The following is a 21314-nucleotide window of genomic DNA, read 5'->3' as shown; positions in this document are numbered from 1 at the left end:
GCAGTTGAAATGGTTTCCTCTTTATGTTTACTTATTAAACGGTTTGCTTAACCGCTTTTTCGATTGCCTGCTTCAAGTCTGTAATGATATCATCAGCATTTTCCAGTCCTACAGACAGACGAATCAACTCTTCACTGACGCCCGAGTTCTTCAAATCTTCCGTGGAAAGTTGCTGGTGTGTAGTGGATGCCGGGTGAATGATCAGAGATTTCGCATCGCCGACGTTTGCAACATGCGACCAGATATTCACATTATCAATCACTTCACGCCCTGCATCACGGCCGCCTTTGATGCCGAATACGATAATCGAGCCGTATCCATTTTTCAAATACTTCTGCGCCAAATCATGCGTTGGGTGATCTTCCAGCCCTGTATATGTCACCCACTCTACCCCCGGATGCTCTTTCAGGAAATCCGCTACTTTCTGTGCATTTTCATTATGACGGGGAACGCGCAAATGAAGCGTCTCAAGTCCCTGCAATAAGTTGAATGCACTGTCAGGTGCCAGACATGGCCCGAAATCTCGCAGCAATTGAACGCGCAGCTTTGTTGCAAATGCGGCGCCTGCCGTGTCAATTCCGTAACGTAATCCGTGATAAGAGTTGTCAGGCTCTGTAAATCCAGGGAATCTGCCCTGCGTCCAATCAAATTTCCCAGCGTCAACCGCAACTCCGCCGATTGTTGTTCCGTGTCCGCCAATCCACTTCGTTGCAGAGTGGATCACGACATCTGCTCCATATTCAATCGGATTCAATCCGTATGGAGACGGAAATGTATTATCGACCAGCAACGGAAGTCCGTTATCGTGTGCCACTTTCGCCACTGCTTCGATGTCCAAAACCTGCAGGCTCGGATTTCCGATTGTTTCTGCGAACAACGCTTTTGTTTTATCCGTAATAGCCGCTTCAAAATTTTTCGGATCGGATGCATCCACAAATTTCACCGTAATACCGTAACGCGGCAATGTCACAGCAAACAGATTGTACGTTCCGCCGTACAGATTGCTGGCCGCCACAATTTCATCGCCGGCGCTTGCGATATTCATAATAGAGAATGCAATAGCCGCCATTCCGGAAGACAACGCGACTGCTGCCGATCCCCCTTCTAGCTCTGCGATACGCTCTTCAAACACGGCAACTGTCGGATTTGTGATGCGTGTATAAATATTGCCCGCTTCCTGCAGGGCAAATAAATTCTGTGCATGTTCCGTGTCTCTGAATACATAAGAAGTCGTACGATGAATCGGCAAAGCACGTGAACCTGTTACGGGATCGGGCTGCTGTCCTCCGTGCAATAATACTGTTTCCGGCTTAAAATTCGTCATTACTATTTCCCCTTCCAAAATGGAATTTATTATATTGAAAGATGCACGTCCGAATACACAAAAAACCTCTTCCTATAAATAAGAAGAGGGCTCTGCTTTCGCTCATTCCCTCTTATCTTCCAGACTGATCGTCTGCAGGAAGTAGCACCTTTGCTTACAAAGCCGGTTGCCGGGCATCACAGGGCCTAATCCCTCCGCCACTCTTGATAAGAGTCCGTCTATTCGTTTTCCATCTTGAAAAATAGTATAAAGCTAAACTCAGCCTATTGCAAGGGTTATTAATAGAATCTTTCGAAATGACTTTTATTTATAAAAGATATCCAGCCAGATTTTTACGGCTGATCCCATTATTAACACGGCAAGTATCCCTTGCAGCACTTTCACATTGATTTTCCGGCTTGCTTTTACACCCAAAGGAGCTGCCAGGATACTCGCCGCAATCATTACAAGTGCAGGCATATACGGCACTTGCCCTGTAAACAGCTTACCTGAAGCAGATCCGATTGACGACAGAAGTGTAATGGCGAGCGAAGTTGCTATCGTCACACGCGTAGGGATTTTTAATATAACCAGCATGATCGGCACCAGAATGAACGCGCCTCCAGCCCCTACAATCCCCGCAGCTAACCCGACGAGTAACGCTGCGATGGAGGCAACCCATTTATTGAAAGTAATCTCTTCAATCAACTGATCTTCCAATCCTTTTTTCGGAATGAACATCATAATTGCCGCCATGACAGCCAGTACGCCGTAGACAATATTGACTGCGTTTTCAGATAGAAAGCTTGAACCGGCACCGCCGATAACACTTCCGACCAATACACTAATCCCCATGTAAAAAACAAGCGGCTTCAATATCAGATTGCGTTTTCGGTATGCCAATACGCCAGAAAGTGATGAAAAGAATACCTCCACTGCTGTAATCCCTGATACGTCATGCGGCGAAAAGGCAGTGAAACCAAGCATAGCAGGAATAAATAACAGCATGGGGTACTTGACGATCGCGCCGCCAATACCCATCATGCCGGAAAGAAATGAGCCGACAACCCCAATGAGGAAGATGGTAATGATGAATGGTACGCTCATGATGTCCTCCCTTCTTCCTTGTCTCTGTGCTTAGTTTACCCTTTTTGAATCCAGAATTTAAAGACATTCGCCTCTTGCTGCTTTTCTTTCAGATCATGGCCGCCGGAAGCCGCCCAGGCCGTCAAGTCGGCAACGGAGCCTTTGTCCGTCGTATGAATTTCCAGGATGTCCCCTGTCTGCAGTTCTTTCATTACTTTTCTTGCCCGAACGATCGGCATCGGACAAGCCAATCCTTTTGCATCTAAGAATGTGGTTGTACTCATATTTATCTTCTCCCCTACTAAAGTTTTTTGTCATTCATCATCTCACTGCACAGCGGTTTGGACCAATCTCCATTTCACGCTGCATTTCTTCGTCAGGCTGGATTTTACCCATATTGGTCTGACGGATTTCCTGATAGGCATTTGGCTGCGGCGGCAGATTTCCTGTTACTAGCTCTCTAAATTCATCCTCATTGTCGATCTTCAGTCCGTGATTTTGCTTATATAATGCGCCTAACTTCTCCGAGACACTGCCGTTTTCATTCAACTCTTCAATCATCATGAAGTGAGCCGGAAGCACCGTCAGATCCTCTGATAGTTGAGGATAGCGGTTGTACAGCGATTCACGCAGATCGCCGACCCAGTCCTCCGCAAGTCCGGCTAAATCCGGACGGCCGATGGAATCGATGAACAGAATATCACCTGTCAGCAAATAGCTGTCATCCACGATGAATGACGTGGAGCCGATCGTGTGGCCCGGTGAATAAAGCGGCTGGATCTCAATCTTTGTACTGCCGACTGTAATCGAAACCCCTTCTTCCAATGAAGCAAAATCAAACGTCACTTCTTCGGCGTCTTTCGAGGGCAGCCAGTACGTTGCACCTGTCGATTCCGCAAGCTTTCGGCCGCCGGAAATATGGTCGGCGTGTAGATGTGTATCCAATACGTGTATGATTTTCGCATCTACGCCGTCCGCGAAATCCGTAAATACACCGGTCATGCGAACTGCATCCACAACCGCCGCTTCTCCACCAGAAACAATCATATAGGAGAGACATCCTTTGCCGAGACGGACGAATTGATACAGCTCGCCGCCTGATTTCAGGTCACCAATTTTCACGGGCTCCAGATACTCGCTCCAGGCTTTCATTCCGCCCTGTAAGTAAGCAGCTGAACAGCCTTCCTCCTCGAGAATTTCCGCCACCATAATGGATGACCCTTCCTTTGCACAAACAACCATGATTTCCTGATCTTTCGGCAGCTGATCAACAATGGCTCCTGCACCGTCCAGCAATTCGAAATACGGCACATTCAAATGAACAACCTGCTCGCCTTCAATTTTCCAATCCTGAAACGCCTCTTCATTTCGCACGTCCAAAATAAATAACGGTTGTTTTTGTATGACCTTTTTTGCAATCTCACTTGCTGTAGCAATTCTCATCTCTTTATACCCCCTACTGTATTTTCAGTATCACCATGCCACTTCGACATACCGGGCACTACATTTGTCACACACTCAAACCCTTGTGCCGCAAGCTTCTGGCAAGCCATATCACTGCGGTTTCCTGTGCGGCATACGATAAAGTATTTATGTTTTTTATCCAGATGTTCTATTCGCTCTTCCAGCTGACCTAGCGGAATCGACAGGGCACCGGGTATGTGATTGAATGTATACTCTGCAGATTCTCTGACATCGATCAGCACCGTACCAGGTTCCTCCAATTTATCTGTAAGCTTTTCGTTTGCAACGGTAAATGGATAGGTCCTTTCCTGCCGTTCTTCTTTGTCGGACTTTCTGACGAAATGGCGCCAGACCCCGTCTTCTTGAACGTTTCCTATATATTGGTGGCCTGCACTTTCAGACCAAGCCTTCAAGTCCGCCGTTGTTCCTGTGTCAGTTGAATGGACTTCAAGCACCTGCCCCTCTGTCATTTCTTTGATCGCTTTTCTAGTTTTAACGATCGGCATCGGGCAGGCAAGATTTTTAGCGTCCAGTACCTTATCTGTTTGAATCATTGTATTCCTCCTATACACCATGGGGTATATTTATTTTCAAAATTTTTTAAATGAACAGGTTTACCCGGCCCTCCTGCGCTTCACCTAAATAGGCTGCTACACCGCCGTACTCCACTTCATCAAGCAACTCTTCCTGTCCAAGTCCCAATAAATCCATTGTCATCGTGCAGGCGATCAATTTAACGTCCTGCTCAGCGGCAAGAACAATAAGCTGCGGTAGACTCATAGCTGAATGCTTTTTCATTACACGCTTGATCATCTTTGGCCCCATACCTGCAAAATTCATTTGAGAAAGTCCCATTTTATTCGCACCTCTCGGCATCATTTTACCGAATAGCTTTTCAAGAAATCCTTTCTTACTCTGAATCGGTTCATCTTTGCGCAGCGCATTCAATCCCCAAAATGTATGGAAAATTGTTACTTCATGATCATATGCAGCAGCACCGTTTGCAATAATATATGCCGCCATTGCTTTATCATAATCACCACTGAATAATACGATTGTCGTTTTTTTCTGTTCTGTCATGTTCTCTGCCCCTTTTATCTGTCATTTTCGTAATAAATACCTATAGGGGTATATTACACGAGTGAAAAAAAGAGTCAAGCGTAAATGCTTACCGACTCTTTACCAGCAATTCCACAGCTTCGTTAATAATCGATTCATGTGTTCTGTCATCTGTTTCATCCAGGTTTTCCATGCACGCAATTAAATTGGAACTGACGATTACGCCGATTGTCCGGTCGATGGCTGAACGGCTTGCAGACAGCTGAGTGATGACCTCTTTACAGTCCTTGCCTTCTTCTATCATACGCAGAACCCCTTTAATCTGCCCCTCAATACGCTTCAGACGATTCTTCACTTTATCATCGTATTCCATAAATCTCACCGCCTTTTATTATCTTCAGATTATACCCTGACAGGTATATTGTCAAATCAATTGCATTCGACTTCACCCTATATCTTACTCCAAAAAGTACGATCTACCATTCGACAGGTTTCTACTATTCTGAAATTTTTCCCGATATATGTTATACTACTTATAGTAAGCTATTGCACGTTTTCCGTCTTTTCTCTGCAGCATATGAAAAAGACGAGATTTTACTATTGAAGGAGTTGATTCGGTTGGCATTTCCACGCAAAGATCGTCCGATTTCTGATTTTGTGGCCTCAAGATATGTAGATGAAGTCATATCCTTCAACCGCAATGAACACGAAGTTTCCGGAACAATTCACAAGATTCTCGAGAACTCCGTAATTGTTAAGATTTCTGATTCAGACGCAGAACAAATTGGGGCAGCATCCAATATGACTGTTGTCGCACATAAAAATTATACGGTGATTTAATCCCCTACATGCCTTGCAGCTGATTGCAAGGCTATTTTTTTGCCTAAATTTTATACAAAGCATACTTTCCGTCCATCACGAAAACTACATTATATAATGAATTCAATCAGTATTCATAATAACAGGAGTGAAAGCCATGCAAATTGAAGAGCTAAAGACATTTGTTGCCGTAATAGACCAGAAAAACTTCACAAAAGCAGCTGTCTTATTGAAGCTTGCACAGCCAACCGTCAGCCTGCACATAAAAAACTTAGAAGAAACGCTGCAGACTTCATTGCTGAAACGAACCTCACGCAGTTTTCAAGTCACCCCTGCGGGTCAGTTATTATATGAGCGTGCTGTGCAGCTGATTGATCTGGCTGACCGCACTAAAATGGAATTGACCCGGCCACAGAGTTCCGCAGCCGGTACATTGCGGATTGCTGCTTCTCCGGTGATAGCGGAAGGTATTTTACCCGATGTGCTGACACGTCTGCACGCAAAGTTTCCAGAGCTTTATTTGCGTCTGGAAGTGATTTCAGCCCATTCTATCGACGACGTCGTTCATAATAAAAAAGCGGATATCGGATGCAGCGAAGTAACGAAAACTACTTTAGCCAACACATTTATGGAAGATGAGCTGTTATTGGTTGCTGTTTCAGGTTATCCATTGGCCAGGAAGAAGAGTTCTTCTATTTTGGATCTGCAGGAAACTCACTGGATTCTTCCATATGAAGAAGACCCGGAACGAGATCTGATCGACAGCTCACTTACACAGTATGGTGTCCATCCAAAGCATACCGTGATCAGCTCGCCTGAAGGCAGAAAACGAGCCGTACTGAGCGGTTTGGGCATAGCATTTTTGTCACGCCACAGCTGCAAGCGAGAGCTCGAACGCGGCGAACTGGCGGCGCTGAATTATAAAGTTGCACCGATCCACCGTCCATTTTACTCTTTGGTCAATGAAAATTCGCTTGCCGCAACGGCGTTTCTTGATGAACTACATGCTTACTGCCGCTTATGGAGTATGTAATCAGGCAGGCAGCCGGCCAAGCTCCCGTTTACTGCGCCAATTGACAAGGAAAATACCCAGGCTGATGAGCAGACCGCCGGCAATCAGTGAATAAGAAAGCTTTTCGTCCAGCAAGAGCCAGCCGCTCAGCGTGCCGAAAAAAGGTGCCAGGAATAAAAAAGCGCTTGTTCTTTCCGGATTGCCGGTCTGCAGCAAATAAAACCAAATGGAGAATTGAATAATTGAAGCCGCAATAGCCAACCATGCTAGTATGCCAAGCGATAATGCGTTCACTTCAAAGAAAGGTTCTTCCAGTAAAAAGCTGGCGATAAATAATATTAAGCCGCCGAACAGCATCTGATAAGCGGTCATAACCCACGTATCAAAACGATAGCCGTGGACTTTGACGATCAGTGTTGAGCACGCCCAGGCGATGGCTGAAATAAATCCGAGCACTGTCCCGATTTTCAAATCCAGATGCGCACCCATCGTAATGAACACGCCGAGAAGTCCGCAGATGACGCCGATCCACTGCTGCAGCCGATAACGGATACGCAAAACCAGTGTGCCGATGACGACAACCAGCAAAGGATTCGTAAATGTCAGGATAGATGTTTCTCCCGACGTGATGGTCCGCAAAGCAATAAAGATACAGCCCATAACGGCCGCTGTCTGCAATGAACCGATCAATACCAGCCACTTCCACTCACCAAGCTTTTTGGGGTGCGGCTTCTTCAGAATCTTAACGACGATTGCCATGATTACACCGGCAATCGTAAAACGCAATGCCACCAATAATAACGGCGAGGAGTACGCGAGACCAATCTTGCCGATTGCAAATGACGAACCCATGAGAGCCGTCGTGACGATGACTAAAAAGCCAAATAAAAATTTATTCATTTATTCAATTCCTTTCCACTGACTGACAGTACACTCATTTTACTCACCTATAACTTTCAGGCATGAATCCATAAATAAGAAGTATTAGAGTTACGAAACAGAAAGTATTACAATATAGAGTATCACGCTTGAAAGGATGAAGTATATTGTTAATTCAAACAAATGAAAAATTCTGGTCAGGCCGGACAGACAGCGAAACGGACAGAGCCGCATTTCGCATGCATCAAATTGTACAGCTTTCCGCCCCAAAGGAAAGCGTTTCCAATAAATCTTGTACACTGATTGGATTTTCATCCGAAGAAGGCGTACGTCGAAACAACGGCAGACTGGGGGCTGCAGAAGGACCGAATGCCCTGCGCAGCGAGCTGGCTAAACTGCCCTGGCGTATGGCGGCAGAATATCAGCTGATGGATGCGGGCACTGTCGTATGTGAAGATGACCGGCTCGAACAGGCACAGGCTGAGCTCGGAGCCGCTGTTTGCGCCAGCTTGTCAAAACAGAGCAAGCCCGTTATTTTAGGCGGCGGTCATGAAACGGCTTATGGCCATTACCTGGGTGTCCGCGAATTCATCGGACCCGACAAGAAACTCGGCGTCATCAATATTGATGCACATTTTGACTTGCGCAGCTATGAAGAACAGCCTTCTTCCGGCACGATGTTCAAGCAGATGCTTGATTCGGATCAGAACGTGGAATACCTCGTGCTTGGTATTCAGGAGTTTGGCAATACAGACATTTTATTCAATGAAGCTGATGCTAAAGGCGTAACCTATGTATTGGAACAAGAAATTACATCAGGTATATTGAACGAAACTTTGCAGAAAATCAGCTCTTTCATTGAAAAACAAGACTATGTTTTGTTAACATTATGCTCGGATGTATTGAATTCGGCAGTTGCTCCAGGTGTGAGTGCTCCTTCTCCATTTGGATTGGATCCGCTCGTTGTACGAACATTTATTCAAACCGTAGCTTCCCATGAGAAAACCCTTTCATTCGACATCTCAGAAATCAACCCGGCACTTGATCATCACAATCAGACGGTCAAACTGGGCGCCTACTTAACAAATGAAGCAATCGTTGCATTGCTGGGAGGAAGAAACACATGACGTTTGAGTTAAATCAAATTACCACGCTATTTCTGGCATTAGCTCTACTGACAATTGGAACTCTTCTCGTACGTAAAATCGGAGTTCTCCAAAAATTCTGTATACCCGCCCCTGTTGTAGGCGGGTTGCTTTTTGCCCTTTTAGCGACTATTTTGAAGTATTTCGATTTGGTAAACTTCAAATTAGACACATCTTTACAAAACTTATTCATGCTGACGTTCTTCACTACAGTCGGTTTAGGTGCGAGCTTCCGCCTTATACGTCTTGGCGGAAAATTGCTTATCATCTACTGGGTCGCCTGTGGTTTTTTGGCATTGGCGCAAAATGTGATCGGAGTATCGATGTCCTATCTGTTTAATCTGCATCCGCTTATCGGAATGATGGCAGGAGCGGTTTCGATGGAAGGCGGTCACGGCGGTGCGACAGCCTATGGGGAAACGCTTGAGAGTCTCGGGATTGATTCAGCGCTGTCCATCGGGATTGCGGCTGCTACGTTCGGGCTTGTAGCAGGCGGTCTTGTCGGCGGTCCAATCGTCAAATACTTGATTAATAAGTATGATTTGAAATCAACGGAAACCGAGCACGAGGAAGCTTTTTCTGCAGAGGCCCTGGAGGAACCGATCCACACGGATAACTTCTTAACCCAGGTTCTGCTGATTACGCTTTGTATCGCAGGCGGTACGTTCATCGGTGATCTGTTCTCCGAAATAACCGGTTTTGTCATGCCGGGCTATGTCGGTGCCATGTTTGTTGCGGTTATCGTACGGAATATCGTGGACCGAATCAAAGATGACGCTGTGCATATGAAGAGCATCAATCTGATCGGTGATGTTTCATTAGGAATTTTCTTATCGATGGCACTCATGAGCATCAAGCTGTGGGAAGTCGCTGATCTAGCACTGCCATTACTGGTCATCGTTTTTGTGCAGGTACTATTCGTCGTACTCTTTTCGATTTTCGTCTTGTTCCGCATACTTGGAAAAGATTACGATGCCGCCGTGATGATCGCCGGCTTTGCAGGCCACGGGCTCGGTGCAACGCCGAATGCCATGGCGAACATGGCTGCAGTCACTGGCCGTTACGGTCCTTCGCGTAAAGCATTTTTGATTGTGCCGATCGTCGGTGCATTCCTGATCGACGTCGTATCGATGCCGATTATCATTACGACAATTAATATATTCAGCTAATCTGCAGCTGCCCGGAATTACATCCGGGCAGCTTTTTTATTTGCCAAACTTTGATGCAGCGAGCCAAAACAACGCTCAACCGCACGTAAGCATCCGCCAAGCGAGCGAAACTTGGTCTGCAGCGCACGAAACTCGGGCTTCAGCGCACCAAAATGCTTTTGCGGCGAGCCAAACCCCCTGCAAACCGCACCAATCCGGCTGGTATTCAGAATGCTTTACAATTCTTCATTGCATTCATTTTCAGCGTATTCAGTCTGTTTTTCTGTTAAAATGAAAACAGTAATTCGCATCTTGGAGAGGAGTTTTTTCTAATGAAAGAACAATTGATTGAACGGTTCATTCGCTACGCAAAAATTGATACGCAGTCAGACGCAGCATCTGACACAACACCTTCTACAGCTAAACAGTGGGATTTGCTGCACCTGCTTGAAAACGAGCTTGCTGAAATTGGTTTAGAGGACATTTCATTGGATGAAAACGGCTATTTATTTGCGACATTGCCATCCAATACAGACAAAAAACTGCCGACAGTCGGTTTCCTGGCTCACGTCGATACAGCGACCGATTATACCGGGACAGACGTCAATCCGCAGCGCATCGACAATTATGACGGCCAGGACATCCAATTAAACGAAAATACCGTCATGACGACCGCGGCATTTCCTGAATTGAATAATTATCATGGCCACACGCTCATCACGACGGATGGCACGACGCTGCTCGGCGCGGACGATAAAGCGGGCATCACAGAAATCATGACGGCCATGAAATATATAAAAGAGCATCCGGAAATCAAGCACGGCAAAGTACGCGTAGGCTTTACGCCTGACGAGGAAATTGGGCGCGGACCGCATAAATTCGATGTAGAACATTTTGGCGCAGACTATGCCTATACGATGGACGGCGGTCCGCTCGGCGAACTGCAGTATGAAAGTTTCAACGCAGCCGGCGCAGAGATTGTTTTCCGGGGAACAAACGTCCACCCGGGCACAGCAAAAGGAAAAATGGTCAATTCATTATTAATTGCGGCTGAATTCCAGGCAGCAATGCCCGCGAATGAAATCCCGCAGGAGACCGAGAATTATGAAGGATTTATTCATTTGATGGATGCGGAAGGCTCTGTTGAAAAGACTGTATATCAGTATATTATCCGCGACCATGACCGCCAGGCGTTTGAAGCCCGTAAGCAGCTGGTAAAAGACACGGTCAAGCGTCTGCAGGAGAAGCACGGGGAGCAGGCGGTTGAGCTGACGATGGCTGATCAGTACTTTAATATGCGTGAAAAAATTGAGCCGGTCATCGAGATTGTCGATTTGATGGCAGACGCCTACCGAAATCTCGGAATTGAACCGAAAATCGAACCGATCCGGGGCGGTACGGACGGCTCACAGCTGTCCTTTATGGGAATGCCGACACCTAACGTCTTTACAGGCGGCGAAAATTACCACGGCAAATATGAGTTTATTTCAGCAGATAGTATGGTAAAAGCGACAGAAGTGATTATCGAAGCACTGAAACTGCAGGAGCAACGCGGCTGATCCGATGAAAGCTATCTGGATCGGCATTTTATCTGCACTCTTTTTCGCTGTCACGTTTGTCTTGAATCGATCGATGGAGCTCGACGGCGGCAGCTGGCTGTGGAGCGCATCGCTGAGATATTTCTTCATGGTGCCGTTTCTCGTTGTAATCGTCGCCTTTCGCGGAGGCCTGCCTGGAATGAAACGCGAAATGACAGCAGCTCCCGTGCCATTTTTCATTTGGAGCTTCGTTGCCTTTGTACTATTTTATGGACCGTTGACATTTTCAGCCGGCTACAGCCCGGGATGGCTCGTCGCAGGAACATGGCAAATGACGATCGTAGCAGGCGTTTTGCTGGCCCCGCTCTTCACATTTCAGGCGAAGACCGGGACGGGTGAACTGCGGACGATCCGCCATCGGATTCCTGCGGCGTCGCTCATCATTTCATTGGTTATTCTGGCAGGTGTGGTATTGATTCAAATTCCGCACGCCGGCAGTGTATCGACGAAAACGGTTTTGCTTGGAACATTGCCGCTGGTAATTGCGGCGTTCTCCTATCCGCTCGGCAATCGTAAAATGATGAACCTGCTCGGCGGACGCCTCGATATGTTCCAGCGGGTGCTGGCGATGACGCTGATGACACTTCCTGTCTGGCTCGTCATGGCCGTCTATGCCACTGCAACAGTCGGTCTGCCGTCCGTGAGCCAAGTCGTGCAGTCGCTGATCGTGGCGGTGAGCTCTGGCGTCATCGCGACTTCCCTCTTCTTCATGGCGACCGATATGGTACAGCATGACCAAGGGAAGCTCGCTGCAGTGGAAGCAACGCAATCCGTCGAGCTGATTTTCGCAATGCTCGGTGAAATGCTGCTGCTCAGCCTGCCTTTGCCTGGTGCACTTTCATTGGTTGGAGTACTGGTCATCATCGGCGGCATGTCGCTGCACAGCTATCAAACCTCCTTAGCGGCAAAATAAAAATCGGACTGCCTATTTTCAGAGGCAGTCCAATTTCTGGTTATACGTTTCGTTCTTTCACCCGCTGAATGCTGCGTTTTTTGAAAAACTGCGGCTTCGTCTCGGATATCAATATCGCGATGAATATTAGCAGTGCTCCGATAAACATCCGCCCCGTTAATACTTCATAAGCCAGCGCGACAGAGAATGCCATGCCCCATACCGATTCCGTCGACAGAATAATCGCCGCTTTCGTCTCGGATAAATGCTTCTGGCCGACTGTCTGCATCAAAAATGCGATCGTTGTCGAGAATAGCGCCAAGTACAGCACCGAACCCACGCCGGCCGGATGCATCGAAAACGATGTTTCTCCTAATCCAACGACTGTCACACAGGCAATCAGCGCCGCAGTTCCCATTTGCAGAAGTGTCAGCAAAATTGCATCTTCCGTCCGGACAAATCGCCCTGTGCAGAAAATATGGAATGCGAACAGGACTGCGCAGCCCAGTGTCAGTACGTCTCCGAAGTTAATACTCGACGACCATTGCAGCGACAGCACCGCAACGCCGACTAATGCCAAAACCGCTCCGAATAATTCAAACGTATCAAGCTTCCGCTTATATAAGATCAACGCAATGAACGGCACAATCACCACATTGACACCCGTCAAAAATGCATTTTTCGAAGGTGTCGTAAATTGCAGTCCGACTGTCTGCAGAGCAAATGCCGTGTACAGCAGGAATCCCAGCAGCATACCTTTCCACAAAACCGCTTTGTTCATCTGACGCAGTTTTTTATGGAATACCAATCCCAATAAAACCGCCCCCAGCGCAAACCGCACCGCTAGTATTTGATACGGCGTATAATAATCCAGCGCCAGTGCACTCATGACAAAGCCGCTGCCCCAGATAATTGCCGTTATCATCAGGCCGATTTCCCCTATGTATCGCTTCAAGTAGTTCACCATTCTTCCACTATTCAGTCGTTTTAGTTTATCACGAATTTCATTGGGATTGTAGGCGGATTTTGTATTTTCAGGGCGTGTTCCTGGCAGGATTGGTGCGGCGCGGGGCTGGTTTGGCGCGGTCAAAGGGCTGTATGGTTCGGTAAAGCAGGAGAAATGTGCGGCAGAGGGCCGGTTACGCTCGGTTACTCAGCAGTTTGGTGCGGCCGGGTAATACTTTGGCGCGGCTGGGCGGCCTTCATGATCACGCCGCCAGTCTATCCAAATAAAAAAGGGAGCCGTCCGATGCGCCGGATAGCTCCCCCTCTTTTTACTCTTCGTACAAACCAATTTCCTCAATGGCCCGTTCCACAAGCGACGGATCGACCGACTTATCGAAATCGATATCTCCGCGAATCGCGCCGTTTGCTTTATATGTCTCATATTGCTTCTTGATATCATCAATAAACATTTTTCCGTTTGGATCAAGACCTGTGACGAAAACCCGCTCCCAAAGCTCAGGATCTTTCAGCGCCGTATGCTTCACCATGATATCGATGATTTCTGCTTCTCCCTCATCCTTAAAGAAGGCATCATTATAATCGCGCACACCTTTCAGATAGGCAGCCATGAAGCGCAGCGACAGCTCATCATTCTCCATAAATTGCGGTGAGGCGAGCACCATTGCGATTTGTGATTCAGGTGCATAATCTGTCGTATCTCCAAAACGGAGGTGGAAACCTTGATTGATTCCTTGGGCAATGAGAGGCTCAATATTCAGTGCCGCGTCAATCGTTCCTGAATCAATCGCGCCGAGCATCGCACCAAAATCGGCAATGTGTACATATTCGACATCTTCCTCCGTCAGACCTGCATGTTTCAGCATTTCTTCATAAATATAGCCATCAATCGAATTTCGGGAAGACACTGCAATTTTCTTGCCTTTGAAGTCACTGTACTCTTTAATTTGATCCTTCATATGATTTCCGATAACAAAACTGAAATACGATTCCCCGGGCATATTATGTCCTTTATCCGCTATGATCCGCACGTCAATGCCCTGTGCAATCGCGTTAAAGAAGGATGCAGTGGAAACGCCGCCTGCGATATCGACCTCTCCTGCTGCCAATGCCGGAAGCATGTCGTCACTATTGGCAAAATCCGCAAACTCTACAGAAATATTATAGTCCTCAAAGTAGCCCCTTTCCTTCGCAATATAGAATCCCGCCCCTGAAGCCGCTCCATCTTCCGCAATGAAAATTTTCGCCGGTTTCTCAAGCGGCGCCAAATCGCCGGACTTCGGTGTTTCATCAACTGGTGCCGGTTTCTCTGCTTCTTTCTGCGAGCACGCCCCGACCAATAAAACCACAGACAGCAACCCGGCCCACCCTGCTTTTTTCATCCACTTCCCCACATCATCTCTCCTTTGCCTGTTTATTCTCTAGATTTCCGTACTTCTTCCTGCAAATGATGCCAAATTTCAATAAATTTCGCGGCCATTTCCGGATCATTCCGGATGTCTTCTACTTTTCGCGGCCGCGGCTTGTCAATCACAATTTCCTCAATAATCTTCCCAGGCTGCGTTCCCATCAGTAAAATGCGGTCGCTCAAAAGCAAGGCTTCATCAATACTGTGCGTAATGAACAGCACCGTCTTCTTCGTTTCCGCCCAGATACTCAGCAATTCTTCCTGCAGGATAAAGCGATTCTGTTCATCAAGCGCGCCGAACGGTTCATCCATTAAGAGAATTTCGGGATCATTCGCAAACGCACGTGCGATGCTCACCCGCTGCTTCATACCGCCCGACAGTTCTTTCGGATACAGCGAAGCAAATCGTTCCAGACCTGTTTTCCGCAGGTAATAATCCGTCCGCTCCACAATCAATTCTTTCGGCAAATTGCGCATCTTCAGTCCGAATGCTACATTTTCCGCCACAGTCAGCCAGGGAATCACACCACGCTCCTGAAACACCATCGACTGCAGCGGCCGGTCCTGCTGCTCCGTATCAATCGTAAAGCTGCCCGTACTCGGCTGTTCAAGCCCCGCCAAAATCCGCAGCAGCGTCGTCTTGCCACAGCCGCTCGGTCCGACCAGGCAGACGAATTCCCCTTCCTGCACAGTCAACGATATATCCTCCAGTGCGACCACACTTCCCTGCTTCTTATAAAAAGATTTCATGAGATTGTCTACCGTAATCTTAGGTTTCCCCTCCATTTCATTCACCTCCATGGCAGTAACTTATTCTGCATTGCGCGCAGGATGATGGAAAACAAATAGCCGAAAAAGGAGATGAGTATCAGGCCGACGAACATTTCGGGCAATAAAAACGCCTTATACGACGTCCAGATCAAATAACCGATTCCCGAAGTAGCTCCCATCATTTCCGCCGCCACAATCGTCAGCAAGGCAATCGCCTGCCCCATCTGAATCCCTTCGAGCATGACCGGCAGTGCTCCCGGCAGCGCAATTTTAAAAAAGAAATTCCAGCGCCCCGTCTGATAATTATGGGCGACGTCCAAATAGATTTTATCGATATTCAGCACCCCGGCCGCCGTATTGATCACCACAGGGAAAAAGACACTTCCGGCAATCGTCACCACTTTCGACAAATCCCCGATGCCGAATAAAATAATGATGATCGGCAATAATGCGATTGTCGGGATCGGCATGAGCGCCATGACAATCGGCTGGATGAAATGCCGGATCGGTGAATACAGCCCCATGAGCAGCCCGATGATCACGCCCGGTATGACACCGGCCAAAAATCCAAGGAAAATCCGGTACATCGAAACGCCTACATGCTGCGCCATCGTCCCGCTGACCACCATTTCAAAAAACGTCTGCAAAATGACGCTCGGCGGAGGGAAAAAGCGTATATCCAGCATGCCGGTCCTTGACAATACTTCCCATAGAAGCAGCATAAAAATTGGTGATACGACCGTCAGCAGCTGCCTACCCCGCTGCTTGCGCTGCCGCCGTTTCCACTCCTGCTGCTCCACTTCAAATGACTCATTGTGTATAAGCTGTTGCTTCTCCACCTTTCACCACCTCTTCACTGCCTATAATATGTGTATGCCTAGTGAATTGGTTGGGCATGCCTAAAAAAAGCATCGGCTGATTTAGCCGATGCTCGTCCGTTATATGGATATATTACTGTCCCATTCAATTCGTGGCTGCTTTGTTACACAATCGATATGAACAGTAGATTTAATCATCCCGCCAAATGTATGGTTAGAGCCAAAAGCAATATGGGCAGTCTGATAAGCTTTTTCATCCTCTAAAATTTTTCCTGTCAGCCGAGCAGCATGATTAGTCCCGATACCCAGTTCACACAAAAGTCTGCCGCTTTCTTGTCCTAATAACGATAATAGTTTTTCACCATCAGTTCCGGTTGCTTCTGTTAAGCATCCTTTTTTTATGGTCAGCACAACAGGCTCTTGTACTAATCCAATACCTGCAATGGAGCCATTGATTTCAATCGTCCCTTCTGCCTGGCCTTCCAGCGGAGCGACGTATGCTTCACCAGACGGCAAATTGCCCGACATCCCTTTTTCCTTAAAGACACCCGTGCTGGCGATCCCCTGTCTATCTCCTATTGGTATAATTAACTTGTGATTACCTCCTGTATAAAGAGTCACCTGTTGAAAAGTATTCAGTTTCTCTGTCATTTCAATCGTTTCCTGCTCGACCCTGCTATAATCAGCACGCATAGCGCCATTTAAAAACATATCTTCTGAAATGCCCGGCATGGTTATGACACTTATCCCCTTGGCATTCGCTTGCTTACGCGCAACTGTATGTGTTAAGGAGTGCTTAGTCAAACAAAAGACCATATCATATTTCAGCATATGACGTGCCGCTTCAACAGACGGCTCTTCTCCTGATTTTGTACGATCCTCCATTACAAATAGATCTGTCTTCCATTCATCTGCTTTTAATGCACTTTCGAACTTACGGCCAACGTCTTCCGTGCTTCGATCTGTCAATACTAGAATAGATGCTGACCGATCCAATGAGAAGTTCGTACTCATGAGGCCTTTAACAATTGTTGCAAATTGAGACATTTTCAACATCCTTTCTTATAAATTAATTATTTTACTTTGTAAAATCGGCTCTTCACCAAAACATGTGCTTGACAACCTGTCACGTGCATGTTGGCAGTGTGTGGATCTACTATGTGCGAATTTCGTTTCTCGACTTTTTATGGATTTTAATTGAAGTGTGAGTTTGCAGTGTAAACCCGCTTTGGCGCTGGGGGATTGCCTTACGCTATGAGCCTACTGACGAAGAGCATGCCAGCAGTCTCACAGCCACGGCCTACCCCGCAGTTGCGCCTGCGCTGGTGTTGGAAAAGTACAATGTACTGATTTTTTTGCAGAGTATGAATTAGCTTGTCTTGTTCCGCATCTCGAGTTTGTAAATGCATCGATCACAAGAATCTAAGCCTTTGCATGATGATAAGTATGGCATGAAAAACCTTACCCATTGTCATAGCCCCAAATAGTGTGCTCATACTGCCTGCTCACACAAAAAGTCTTGAAACACCAGCCAGTGTACCTTCGTTCCAGGCAACCTAAGTACGCCGACAGGTGCCTTAATTTCTGCGAAGGACACAGAAATACGGCAAAGCGAACCCTACGCTGTTCGCTTGGCAACGGTTGCATGACTCACTTCGTGTGAGCCCGCGGCTAAAAACACTCTGGGAGGATCAGCCCGACAGGTGAGACAACTTGCGGGAGCGAAAGCCTTTACGAAGAAAGGCTTTTGCGAATAAAAGCGTAGCGTTATGAGCACAGTTTGCCTAAATTTCTGCAAAGAGCGCAGAAATACGGCAAAGCGAACCCTTCGCTGTTCGCTTGGCTCACCGCGGGCCCTCAAGACACGCGTCCGCCTGGAACGCAGGGAAACGGTATCCTTCCACGCTCATCCTATATTGCGCAATCACAGTCCAATCTCAAACTGCTCATGAAATAGCCTGTCAAGCACACATTTGGGTGCAGACCCGTAAAATCGCACTAAAACATTTCAGCAACTGCAGCAAACACCAGATTTCTTGAGGGAAGGATTGGTTTTGCAGTATAACGGGCCATATAGTGCTTCATTTCATCATCGTATCCCATACAATCTAAAACAATAGCTTGTATAGGCAAATCATCCATATACCTCGCTGCCTTCTGAAATTCATTCCAATCCAATTGATAGGGTGAGCAATAATCAAGCATACAATTGATTTCAGCTTCTTTCCACTTCCCAGAAATTTCGGTTTGCTGTTCGGATAACGGGACAATCACGCCGATTTCCTTTTCACGGAACAACCCTTTTACTATCTGACTCACAATATAGTCGGGATACAAAATAGGTTTTGTTGAAGTTAATAATTCAAACTTCCCTGTACAAGCAACCAATATAGCATCCACATGTTCATTTTGACATACTGCAACCAACTTGTTTAATTCCGCATCGACAAATTTCTTATCCAAACGCACCTTAGAACCATCGCGCAAACGGGAAACGAGCGTCTGCCCCGACTGAGAAGGGACTAACATTTCTATTTCATCCATTGAATAGGAATCCAAAATACCTCGTTCCACTATATTTACATGCGGAATGTACTTTTTGAAAGTCTCATGCATATCCTCTCTTGGACTTTGACCAATCGTTAAGACACATAGCGTTTTCAACGTATCATTCCTGCATGGCGAAATACTTCTTTACCTTCTATATAGGTAGAAAGAACATTTGCTTTCGTTTCAAATGGTTTGTGTGACCAAATAGCAAAATCGGCGTCTTTTCCTTCTTCAATCGAACCTACTTTATCGGCAATACCCATAATCTCAGCTGCAGCCAGTGTGATACTTTTAAGTCCCGCCATCTCATCCAATCCATACTTGACTGCTTCTACTACACAATAATACAGGTACTGGATTGGGATAAATGGATGGTCGGTCATAATCGCAAACGGAATATCCAACTCATGGAAGTGTTTTGGACTCTTAGCTGTAGAAAGTCTATTTTCATATTTCGATGCGGGCGTCATATAAGGACCCAATGTTACGGTGGCTCCACTCGCTTTAATGGCATCGAGCATCAACACCCCTTCCGTACAATGTTCCAATGACAATTTAACATCGAACTCTTTCGCAATTCGAATAGCAGTCGCTATATCATCGGCTCGGTGACAATGTAACCGAAGAGGCATTTTCCTTTCCAATACTTCAGCAAATGGAACCAATTCTGAATGATTCTCTGCCAGCCGCTCCCTCTCACAATCTTTCAAATGCAATACTTCCAGGAAGCCTTTGCGAATCAAGTGCGCCACCGCCATTCTTGTCATCGGCATCGTTTTATATTGATTGCCAAACACATTCTTTGGGTTTTCTCCTAAAGCTCCTTTCAATCCACTTCGCTCTATTATTATTCTGTCGTCAAATGATACGCCTGCTGTCTTTAAAATACTCCATACACCACCGATTGGATTAGCACTGCCTGCTCCGGTTTGAACAGTTGTGACTCCTCCCATTACGGCCTGTTCAAACGAGAAGTGCCGTGGATCAATACCATCCTTTGCATTCATTAAAGGAGTCCAAGGACTGGAATATTCATTGGCATCGTTTTGTCTTTCCGTAACTTCCGCCCATAATCCCACATGTGTGTGCGCATCTATTAATCCAGGAGTAATAAATTGGCCCGAACAATCTATAACCTGTGAATCCGAAGGCAGATCAAAGCATTTGCTGACCTTTACAATTTTTCCTTCACTCACCCAGATATCTGCATTCTGCAGAACTTCATTTGACTTATTCATCGTATACACTGTACTGTTACGTAAAACTGTTACCATCAGAAATCACCTCTACTATAAACTTCAGTACCTTTAATAAACGTCTTCCATACTGTAGCTGTTACATTCATTGGATGTTGATCCCAAATTACTAGATCGCCAAACATTCCGGCCTCGATTGTTCCCGTTACATGATCAATTGACAAGAGTTCAGCCGCTCCTTTAGTTAATGCGTAAAGCGCTTCATTCTCAGGCACTCCTTCTCTAATGGCCAAAGCCGCCTCCAGCTTCAAATTGGAAACTCCGCTTTTGGGATGGTCGGATGCAAAAACGAACTTTTTTTGGCGTTGATATAAGTTCTGGTATATAGAGGGATGCAGTTTCATCAATTCATTGCGTTCGATAGATTGAAACACAGGTCCCGCAATAATTTCCTCAACCTGATCAGACCAACGTTCATCCATCGAGGTGAATTCAGTGGCATGGACGAGTGTAATGGATTTATCCATTTCCTTTGCAATTCGCAATGCTGTTTCCAAATCATCAGCTCGATGACAACGGATAAAAATGCGCTTGTCCTTCAAGTCGGAAGATTGATTGAGCTGATGCATCATTTTCCGCATCTGTGCAGCAATCCCCATTCGTGTCAAAGGTTTTCCAGTCGCATCAAAAAAAGCCTGCTTGGGTACATCGCCCATCGAAAAGGAAATACCTGCTCCATCTGCAATACACATTTCCTCAAATGTAGTTCCTGCAGAATGGATGACTGCGGTCACCGCACCGACAACGCTTTCGGGACCCGACATGATATGACTGGCGGTTACTCCGGCTTCCAATGCATCTTTAAACGAAGTATCAAAAGGGTATATCCCATCCCGGACGTGGAAGATCATTCCTTCATCGGCATATGGCTCATAGCTGTCATTACCTTCCCGGCCAATTCCAGATTCCTTTAAACCAATGGAAGAACAGGTATCGATTAATCCCGGAGTCACATACATTCCATTCGCATCAATCAACATATCTGCTTCTTGTTCGTTCGATCCATCTGTTACTTCATAAATACGCTCCTCTTCAAGCAAAATATCTTTTTTAAAAAACGCCTTATGAATGGTGTCAAATACAAATCCATTACAAATTAATATTTTCAACGCTTCCGCCTCACTTTTCATCTGTCAAAGAAAA

22 protein-coding genes and 1 riboswitch are annotated in these 21314 nt (G+C 46.4%); of the genes, 6 read left to right on the top strand and 16 right to left on the bottom strand.

What is annotated here, in order from left to right; genetic code table 11:
- Window positions 1-34: 34 nt before the first annotated feature.
- The 7 genes from NCCP2331_RS02655 to NCCP2331_RS02625 all read right to left on the bottom strand — a co-directional run bounded on the left by NCCP2331_RS02655 (window position 35) and on the right by NCCP2331_RS02625 (window position 5285).
- Complete coding sequence (locus NCCP2331_RS02655) at window positions 35-1324, bottom strand: O-acetylhomoserine aminocarboxypropyltransferase/cysteine synthase family protein (protein ID WP_153723361.1); 1290 nt, start codon at window positions 1322-1324, stop codon at window positions 35-37.
- Window positions 1325-1433: 109 nt separating this feature from the next.
- Window positions 1434-1537, bottom strand: a riboswitch (SAM riboswitch).
- A gap of 90 nt (window positions 1538-1627) precedes the next feature.
- The gene (locus NCCP2331_RS02650; protein ID WP_251668300.1) at window positions 1628-2410 is read right to left on the bottom strand and encodes a sulfite exporter TauE/SafE family protein; all 783 of its coding nucleotides are present in this window, start codon (window positions 2408-2410) and stop codon (window positions 1628-1630) included.
- 35 nt (window positions 2411-2445) lie between these two features.
- On the bottom strand, window positions 2446-2673 hold the full coding sequence (locus tag NCCP2331_RS02645) for a sulfurtransferase TusA family protein (RefSeq protein ID WP_153723359.1): 228 nt from the start codon (window positions 2671-2673) through the stop codon (window positions 2446-2448).
- Window positions 2674-2710: 37 nt separating this feature from the next.
- On the bottom strand, window positions 2711-3832 hold the full coding sequence (locus NCCP2331_RS02640; protein ID WP_251668298.1) for an MBL fold metallo-hydrolase: 1122 nt from the start codon (window positions 3830-3832) through the stop codon (window positions 2711-2713).
- Window positions 3829-4407, bottom strand: a complete 579-nt coding sequence (locus tag NCCP2331_RS02635; protein ID WP_251668296.1) for a sulfurtransferase TusA family protein — start codon at window positions 4405-4407, stop codon at window positions 3829-3831. Before NCCP2331_RS02635 ends, NCCP2331_RS02640 begins: the two co-directional genes overlap by 4 nt.
- 46 nt (window positions 4408-4453) lie before the next feature.
- The gene (locus NCCP2331_RS02630) at window positions 4454-4933 is read right to left on the bottom strand and encodes a DsrE/DsrF/DrsH-like family protein (protein ID WP_251668294.1); all 480 of its coding nucleotides are present in this window, start codon (window positions 4931-4933) and stop codon (window positions 4454-4456) included.
- Between the two features lie 88 nt (window positions 4934-5021).
- Window positions 5022-5285 (bottom strand): metal-sensitive transcriptional regulator, encoded by a 264-nt coding sequence (locus NCCP2331_RS02625; RefSeq protein ID WP_153723355.1) that lies wholly within the window; start codon window positions 5283-5285, stop codon window positions 5022-5024.
- A gap of 245 nt (window positions 5286-5530) precedes the next feature.
- Between NCCP2331_RS02625 and NCCP2331_RS02620 the strand changes: the two genes are divergently transcribed.
- Complete coding sequence (locus NCCP2331_RS02620) at window positions 5531-5752, top strand: DUF2187 family protein (protein WP_153723354.1); 222 nt, start codon at window positions 5531-5533, stop codon at window positions 5750-5752.
- A gap of 136 nt (window positions 5753-5888) precedes the next feature.
- Entirely contained in the window at window positions 5889-6764 is an 876-nt protein-coding gene (locus NCCP2331_RS02615) for a LysR family transcriptional regulator (RefSeq protein WP_251668291.1), read from the top strand.
- Here the strand turns inward: NCCP2331_RS02615 and NCCP2331_RS02610 are convergent, their stop codons facing one another.
- Window positions 6765-7643: a DMT family transporter gene (locus NCCP2331_RS02610; protein ID WP_153723352.1), complete on the bottom strand. Its 879-nt coding sequence runs from the start codon at window positions 7641-7643 to the stop codon at window positions 6765-6767.
- 146 nt (window positions 7644-7789) lie between these two features.
- On the opposite strand from NCCP2331_RS02610, the gene hutG reads away from it, so the two are divergent.
- The 4 genes from hutG (at window position 7790) to NCCP2331_RS02590 (ending at window position 12426) form a co-directional block, all read left to right on the top strand.
- A complete protein-coding gene (gene hutG / locus NCCP2331_RS02605) occupies window positions 7790-8749 on the top strand; it encodes a formimidoylglutamase (protein WP_251668290.1) in 960 nt (319 codons plus the stop codon).
- Window positions 8746-9936, top strand: a complete 1191-nt coding sequence (gltS, locus tag NCCP2331_RS02600) for a sodium/glutamate symporter (protein ID WP_153723350.1) — start codon at window positions 8746-8748, stop codon at window positions 9934-9936. The genes hutG and gltS overlap by 4 nt, the downstream gene beginning before the upstream one ends.
- 311 nt (window positions 9937-10247) lie before the next feature.
- Window positions 10248-11474, top strand: a complete 1227-nt coding sequence (gene pepT / locus NCCP2331_RS02595) for a peptidase T (RefSeq protein WP_251668288.1) — start codon at window positions 10248-10250, stop codon at window positions 11472-11474.
- A gap of 4 nt (window positions 11475-11478) precedes the next feature.
- The gene (locus NCCP2331_RS02590) at window positions 11479-12426 is read left to right on the top strand and encodes a DMT family transporter (RefSeq protein WP_251668274.1); all 948 of its coding nucleotides are present in this window, start codon (window positions 11479-11481) and stop codon (window positions 12424-12426) included.
- Between the two features lie 40 nt (window positions 12427-12466).
- Here the strand turns inward: NCCP2331_RS02590 and NCCP2331_RS02585 are convergent, their stop codons facing one another.
- The 8 genes from NCCP2331_RS02585 to NCCP2331_RS02550 all read right to left on the bottom strand — a co-directional run bounded on the left by NCCP2331_RS02585 (window position 12467) and on the right by NCCP2331_RS02550 (window position 21280).
- Window positions 12467-13360, bottom strand: a complete 894-nt coding sequence (locus tag NCCP2331_RS02585; RefSeq protein WP_251668272.1) for a DMT family transporter — start codon at window positions 13358-13360, stop codon at window positions 12467-12469.
- Between the two features lie 319 nt (window positions 13361-13679).
- Window positions 13680-14750, bottom strand: coding sequence for an ABC transporter substrate-binding protein (locus NCCP2331_RS02580; protein ID WP_251668469.1), 1071 nt, complete (start codon window positions 14748-14750; stop codon window positions 13680-13682).
- A 32-nt stretch (window positions 14751-14782) separates the two neighbouring features.
- A complete protein-coding gene (locus NCCP2331_RS02575; RefSeq protein WP_251668270.1) occupies window positions 14783-15562 on the bottom strand; it encodes an ABC transporter ATP-binding protein in 780 nt (259 codons plus the stop codon).
- 5 nt (window positions 15563-15567) lie between these two features.
- Window positions 15568-16386 carry an ABC transporter permease gene (locus NCCP2331_RS02570; RefSeq protein WP_251668268.1) on the bottom strand — a complete coding sequence of 273 codons (819 nt, stop codon included), beginning with the start codon at window positions 16384-16386 and terminating at the stop codon, window positions 15568-15570.
- Window positions 16387-16485: 99 nt separating this feature from the next.
- Entirely contained in the window at window positions 16486-17412 is a 927-nt protein-coding gene (locus NCCP2331_RS02565; RefSeq protein ID WP_251668266.1) for an aminopeptidase, read from the bottom strand.
- Window positions 17413-18363: 951 nt separating this feature from the next.
- On the bottom strand, window positions 18364-19029 hold the full coding sequence (locus tag NCCP2331_RS02560) for an AroM family protein (protein WP_264879206.1): 666 nt from the start codon (window positions 19027-19029) through the stop codon (window positions 18364-18366).
- Entirely contained in the window at window positions 19026-20189 is a 1164-nt protein-coding gene (locus NCCP2331_RS02555; RefSeq protein WP_251668264.1) for an amidohydrolase family protein, read from the bottom strand. The genes NCCP2331_RS02560 and NCCP2331_RS02555 overlap by 4 nt, the downstream gene beginning before the upstream one ends.
- Window positions 20189-21280: an amidohydrolase family protein gene (locus NCCP2331_RS02550; protein ID WP_251668263.1), complete on the bottom strand. Its 1092-nt coding sequence runs from the start codon at window positions 21278-21280 to the stop codon at window positions 20189-20191. The genes NCCP2331_RS02555 and NCCP2331_RS02550 overlap by 1 nt, the downstream gene beginning before the upstream one ends.
- Window positions 21281-21314 lie beyond the last annotated feature (34 nt).

The sequence above is a fragment of the Sporosarcina sp. NCCP-2331 genome (genome assembly GCF_023707945.1).
Classification (GTDB): Bacteria; Bacillota; Bacilli; order Bacillales_A; family Planococcaceae; genus Sporosarcina; species Sporosarcina cascadiensis.
This window is presented reverse-complemented; position numbering and strand designations above follow the sequence as displayed.

Bases quoted from the DNA above. Each gene is read 5' to 3' on its own strand.
- NCCP2331_RS02655 (WP_153723361.1), bottom strand. From the start codon at position 1,324: ATGACGAATTTTAAGCCGGAAACAGTATTATTGCACGGAGGACAGCAG.
- NCCP2331_RS02650 (WP_251668300.1), bottom strand. From the start codon at position 2,410: ATGAGCGTACCATTCATCATTACCATCTTCCTCATTGGGGTTGTCGGC.
- NCCP2331_RS02645 (WP_153723359.1), bottom strand. From the start codon at position 2,673: ATGAGTACAACCACATTCTTAGATGCAAAAGGATTGGCTTGTCCGATG.
- NCCP2331_RS02640 (WP_251668298.1), bottom strand. From the start codon at position 3,832: ATGAGAATTGCTACAGCAAGTGAGATTGCAAAAAAGGTCATACAAAAA.
- NCCP2331_RS02635 (WP_251668296.1), bottom strand. From the start codon at position 4,407: ATGATTCAAACAGATAAGGTACTGGACGCTAAAAATCTTGCCTGCCCG.
- NCCP2331_RS02630 (WP_251668294.1), bottom strand. From the start codon at position 4,933: ATGACAGAACAGAAAAAAACGACAATCGTATTATTCAGTGGTGATTAT.
- NCCP2331_RS02625 (WP_153723355.1), bottom strand. From the start codon at position 5,285: ATGGAATACGATGATAAAGTGAAGAATCGTCTGAAGCGTATTGAGGGG.
- NCCP2331_RS02615 (WP_251668291.1), top strand. From the start codon at position 5,889: ATGCAAATTGAAGAGCTAAAGACATTTGTTGCCGTAATAGACCAGAAA.
- NCCP2331_RS02610 (WP_153723352.1), bottom strand. From the start codon at position 7,643: ATGAATAAATTTTTATTTGGCTTTTTAGTCATCGTCACGACGGCTCTC.
- gltS (WP_153723350.1), top strand. From the start codon at position 8,746: ATGACGTTTGAGTTAAATCAAATTACCACGCTATTTCTGGCATTAGCT.
- pepT (WP_251668288.1), top strand. From the start codon at position 10,248: ATGAAAGAACAATTGATTGAACGGTTCATTCGCTACGCAAAAATTGAT.
- NCCP2331_RS02590 (WP_251668274.1), top strand. From the start codon at position 11,479: ATGAAAGCTATCTGGATCGGCATTTTATCTGCACTCTTTTTCGCTGTC.
- NCCP2331_RS02580 (WP_251668469.1), bottom strand. From the start codon at position 14,750: ATGAAAAAAGCAGGGTGGGCCGGGTTGCTGTCTGTGGTTTTATTGGTC.
- NCCP2331_RS02575 (WP_251668270.1), bottom strand. From the start codon at position 15,562: ATGGAGGGGAAACCTAAGATTACGGTAGACAATCTCATGAAATCTTTT.
- NCCP2331_RS02565 (WP_251668266.1), bottom strand. From the start codon at position 17,412: ATGTCTCAATTTGCAACAATTGTTAAAGGCCTCATGAGTACGAACTTC.
- NCCP2331_RS02555 (WP_251668264.1), bottom strand. From the start codon at position 20,189: ATGGTAACAGTTTTACGTAACAGTACAGTGTATACGATGAATAAGTCA.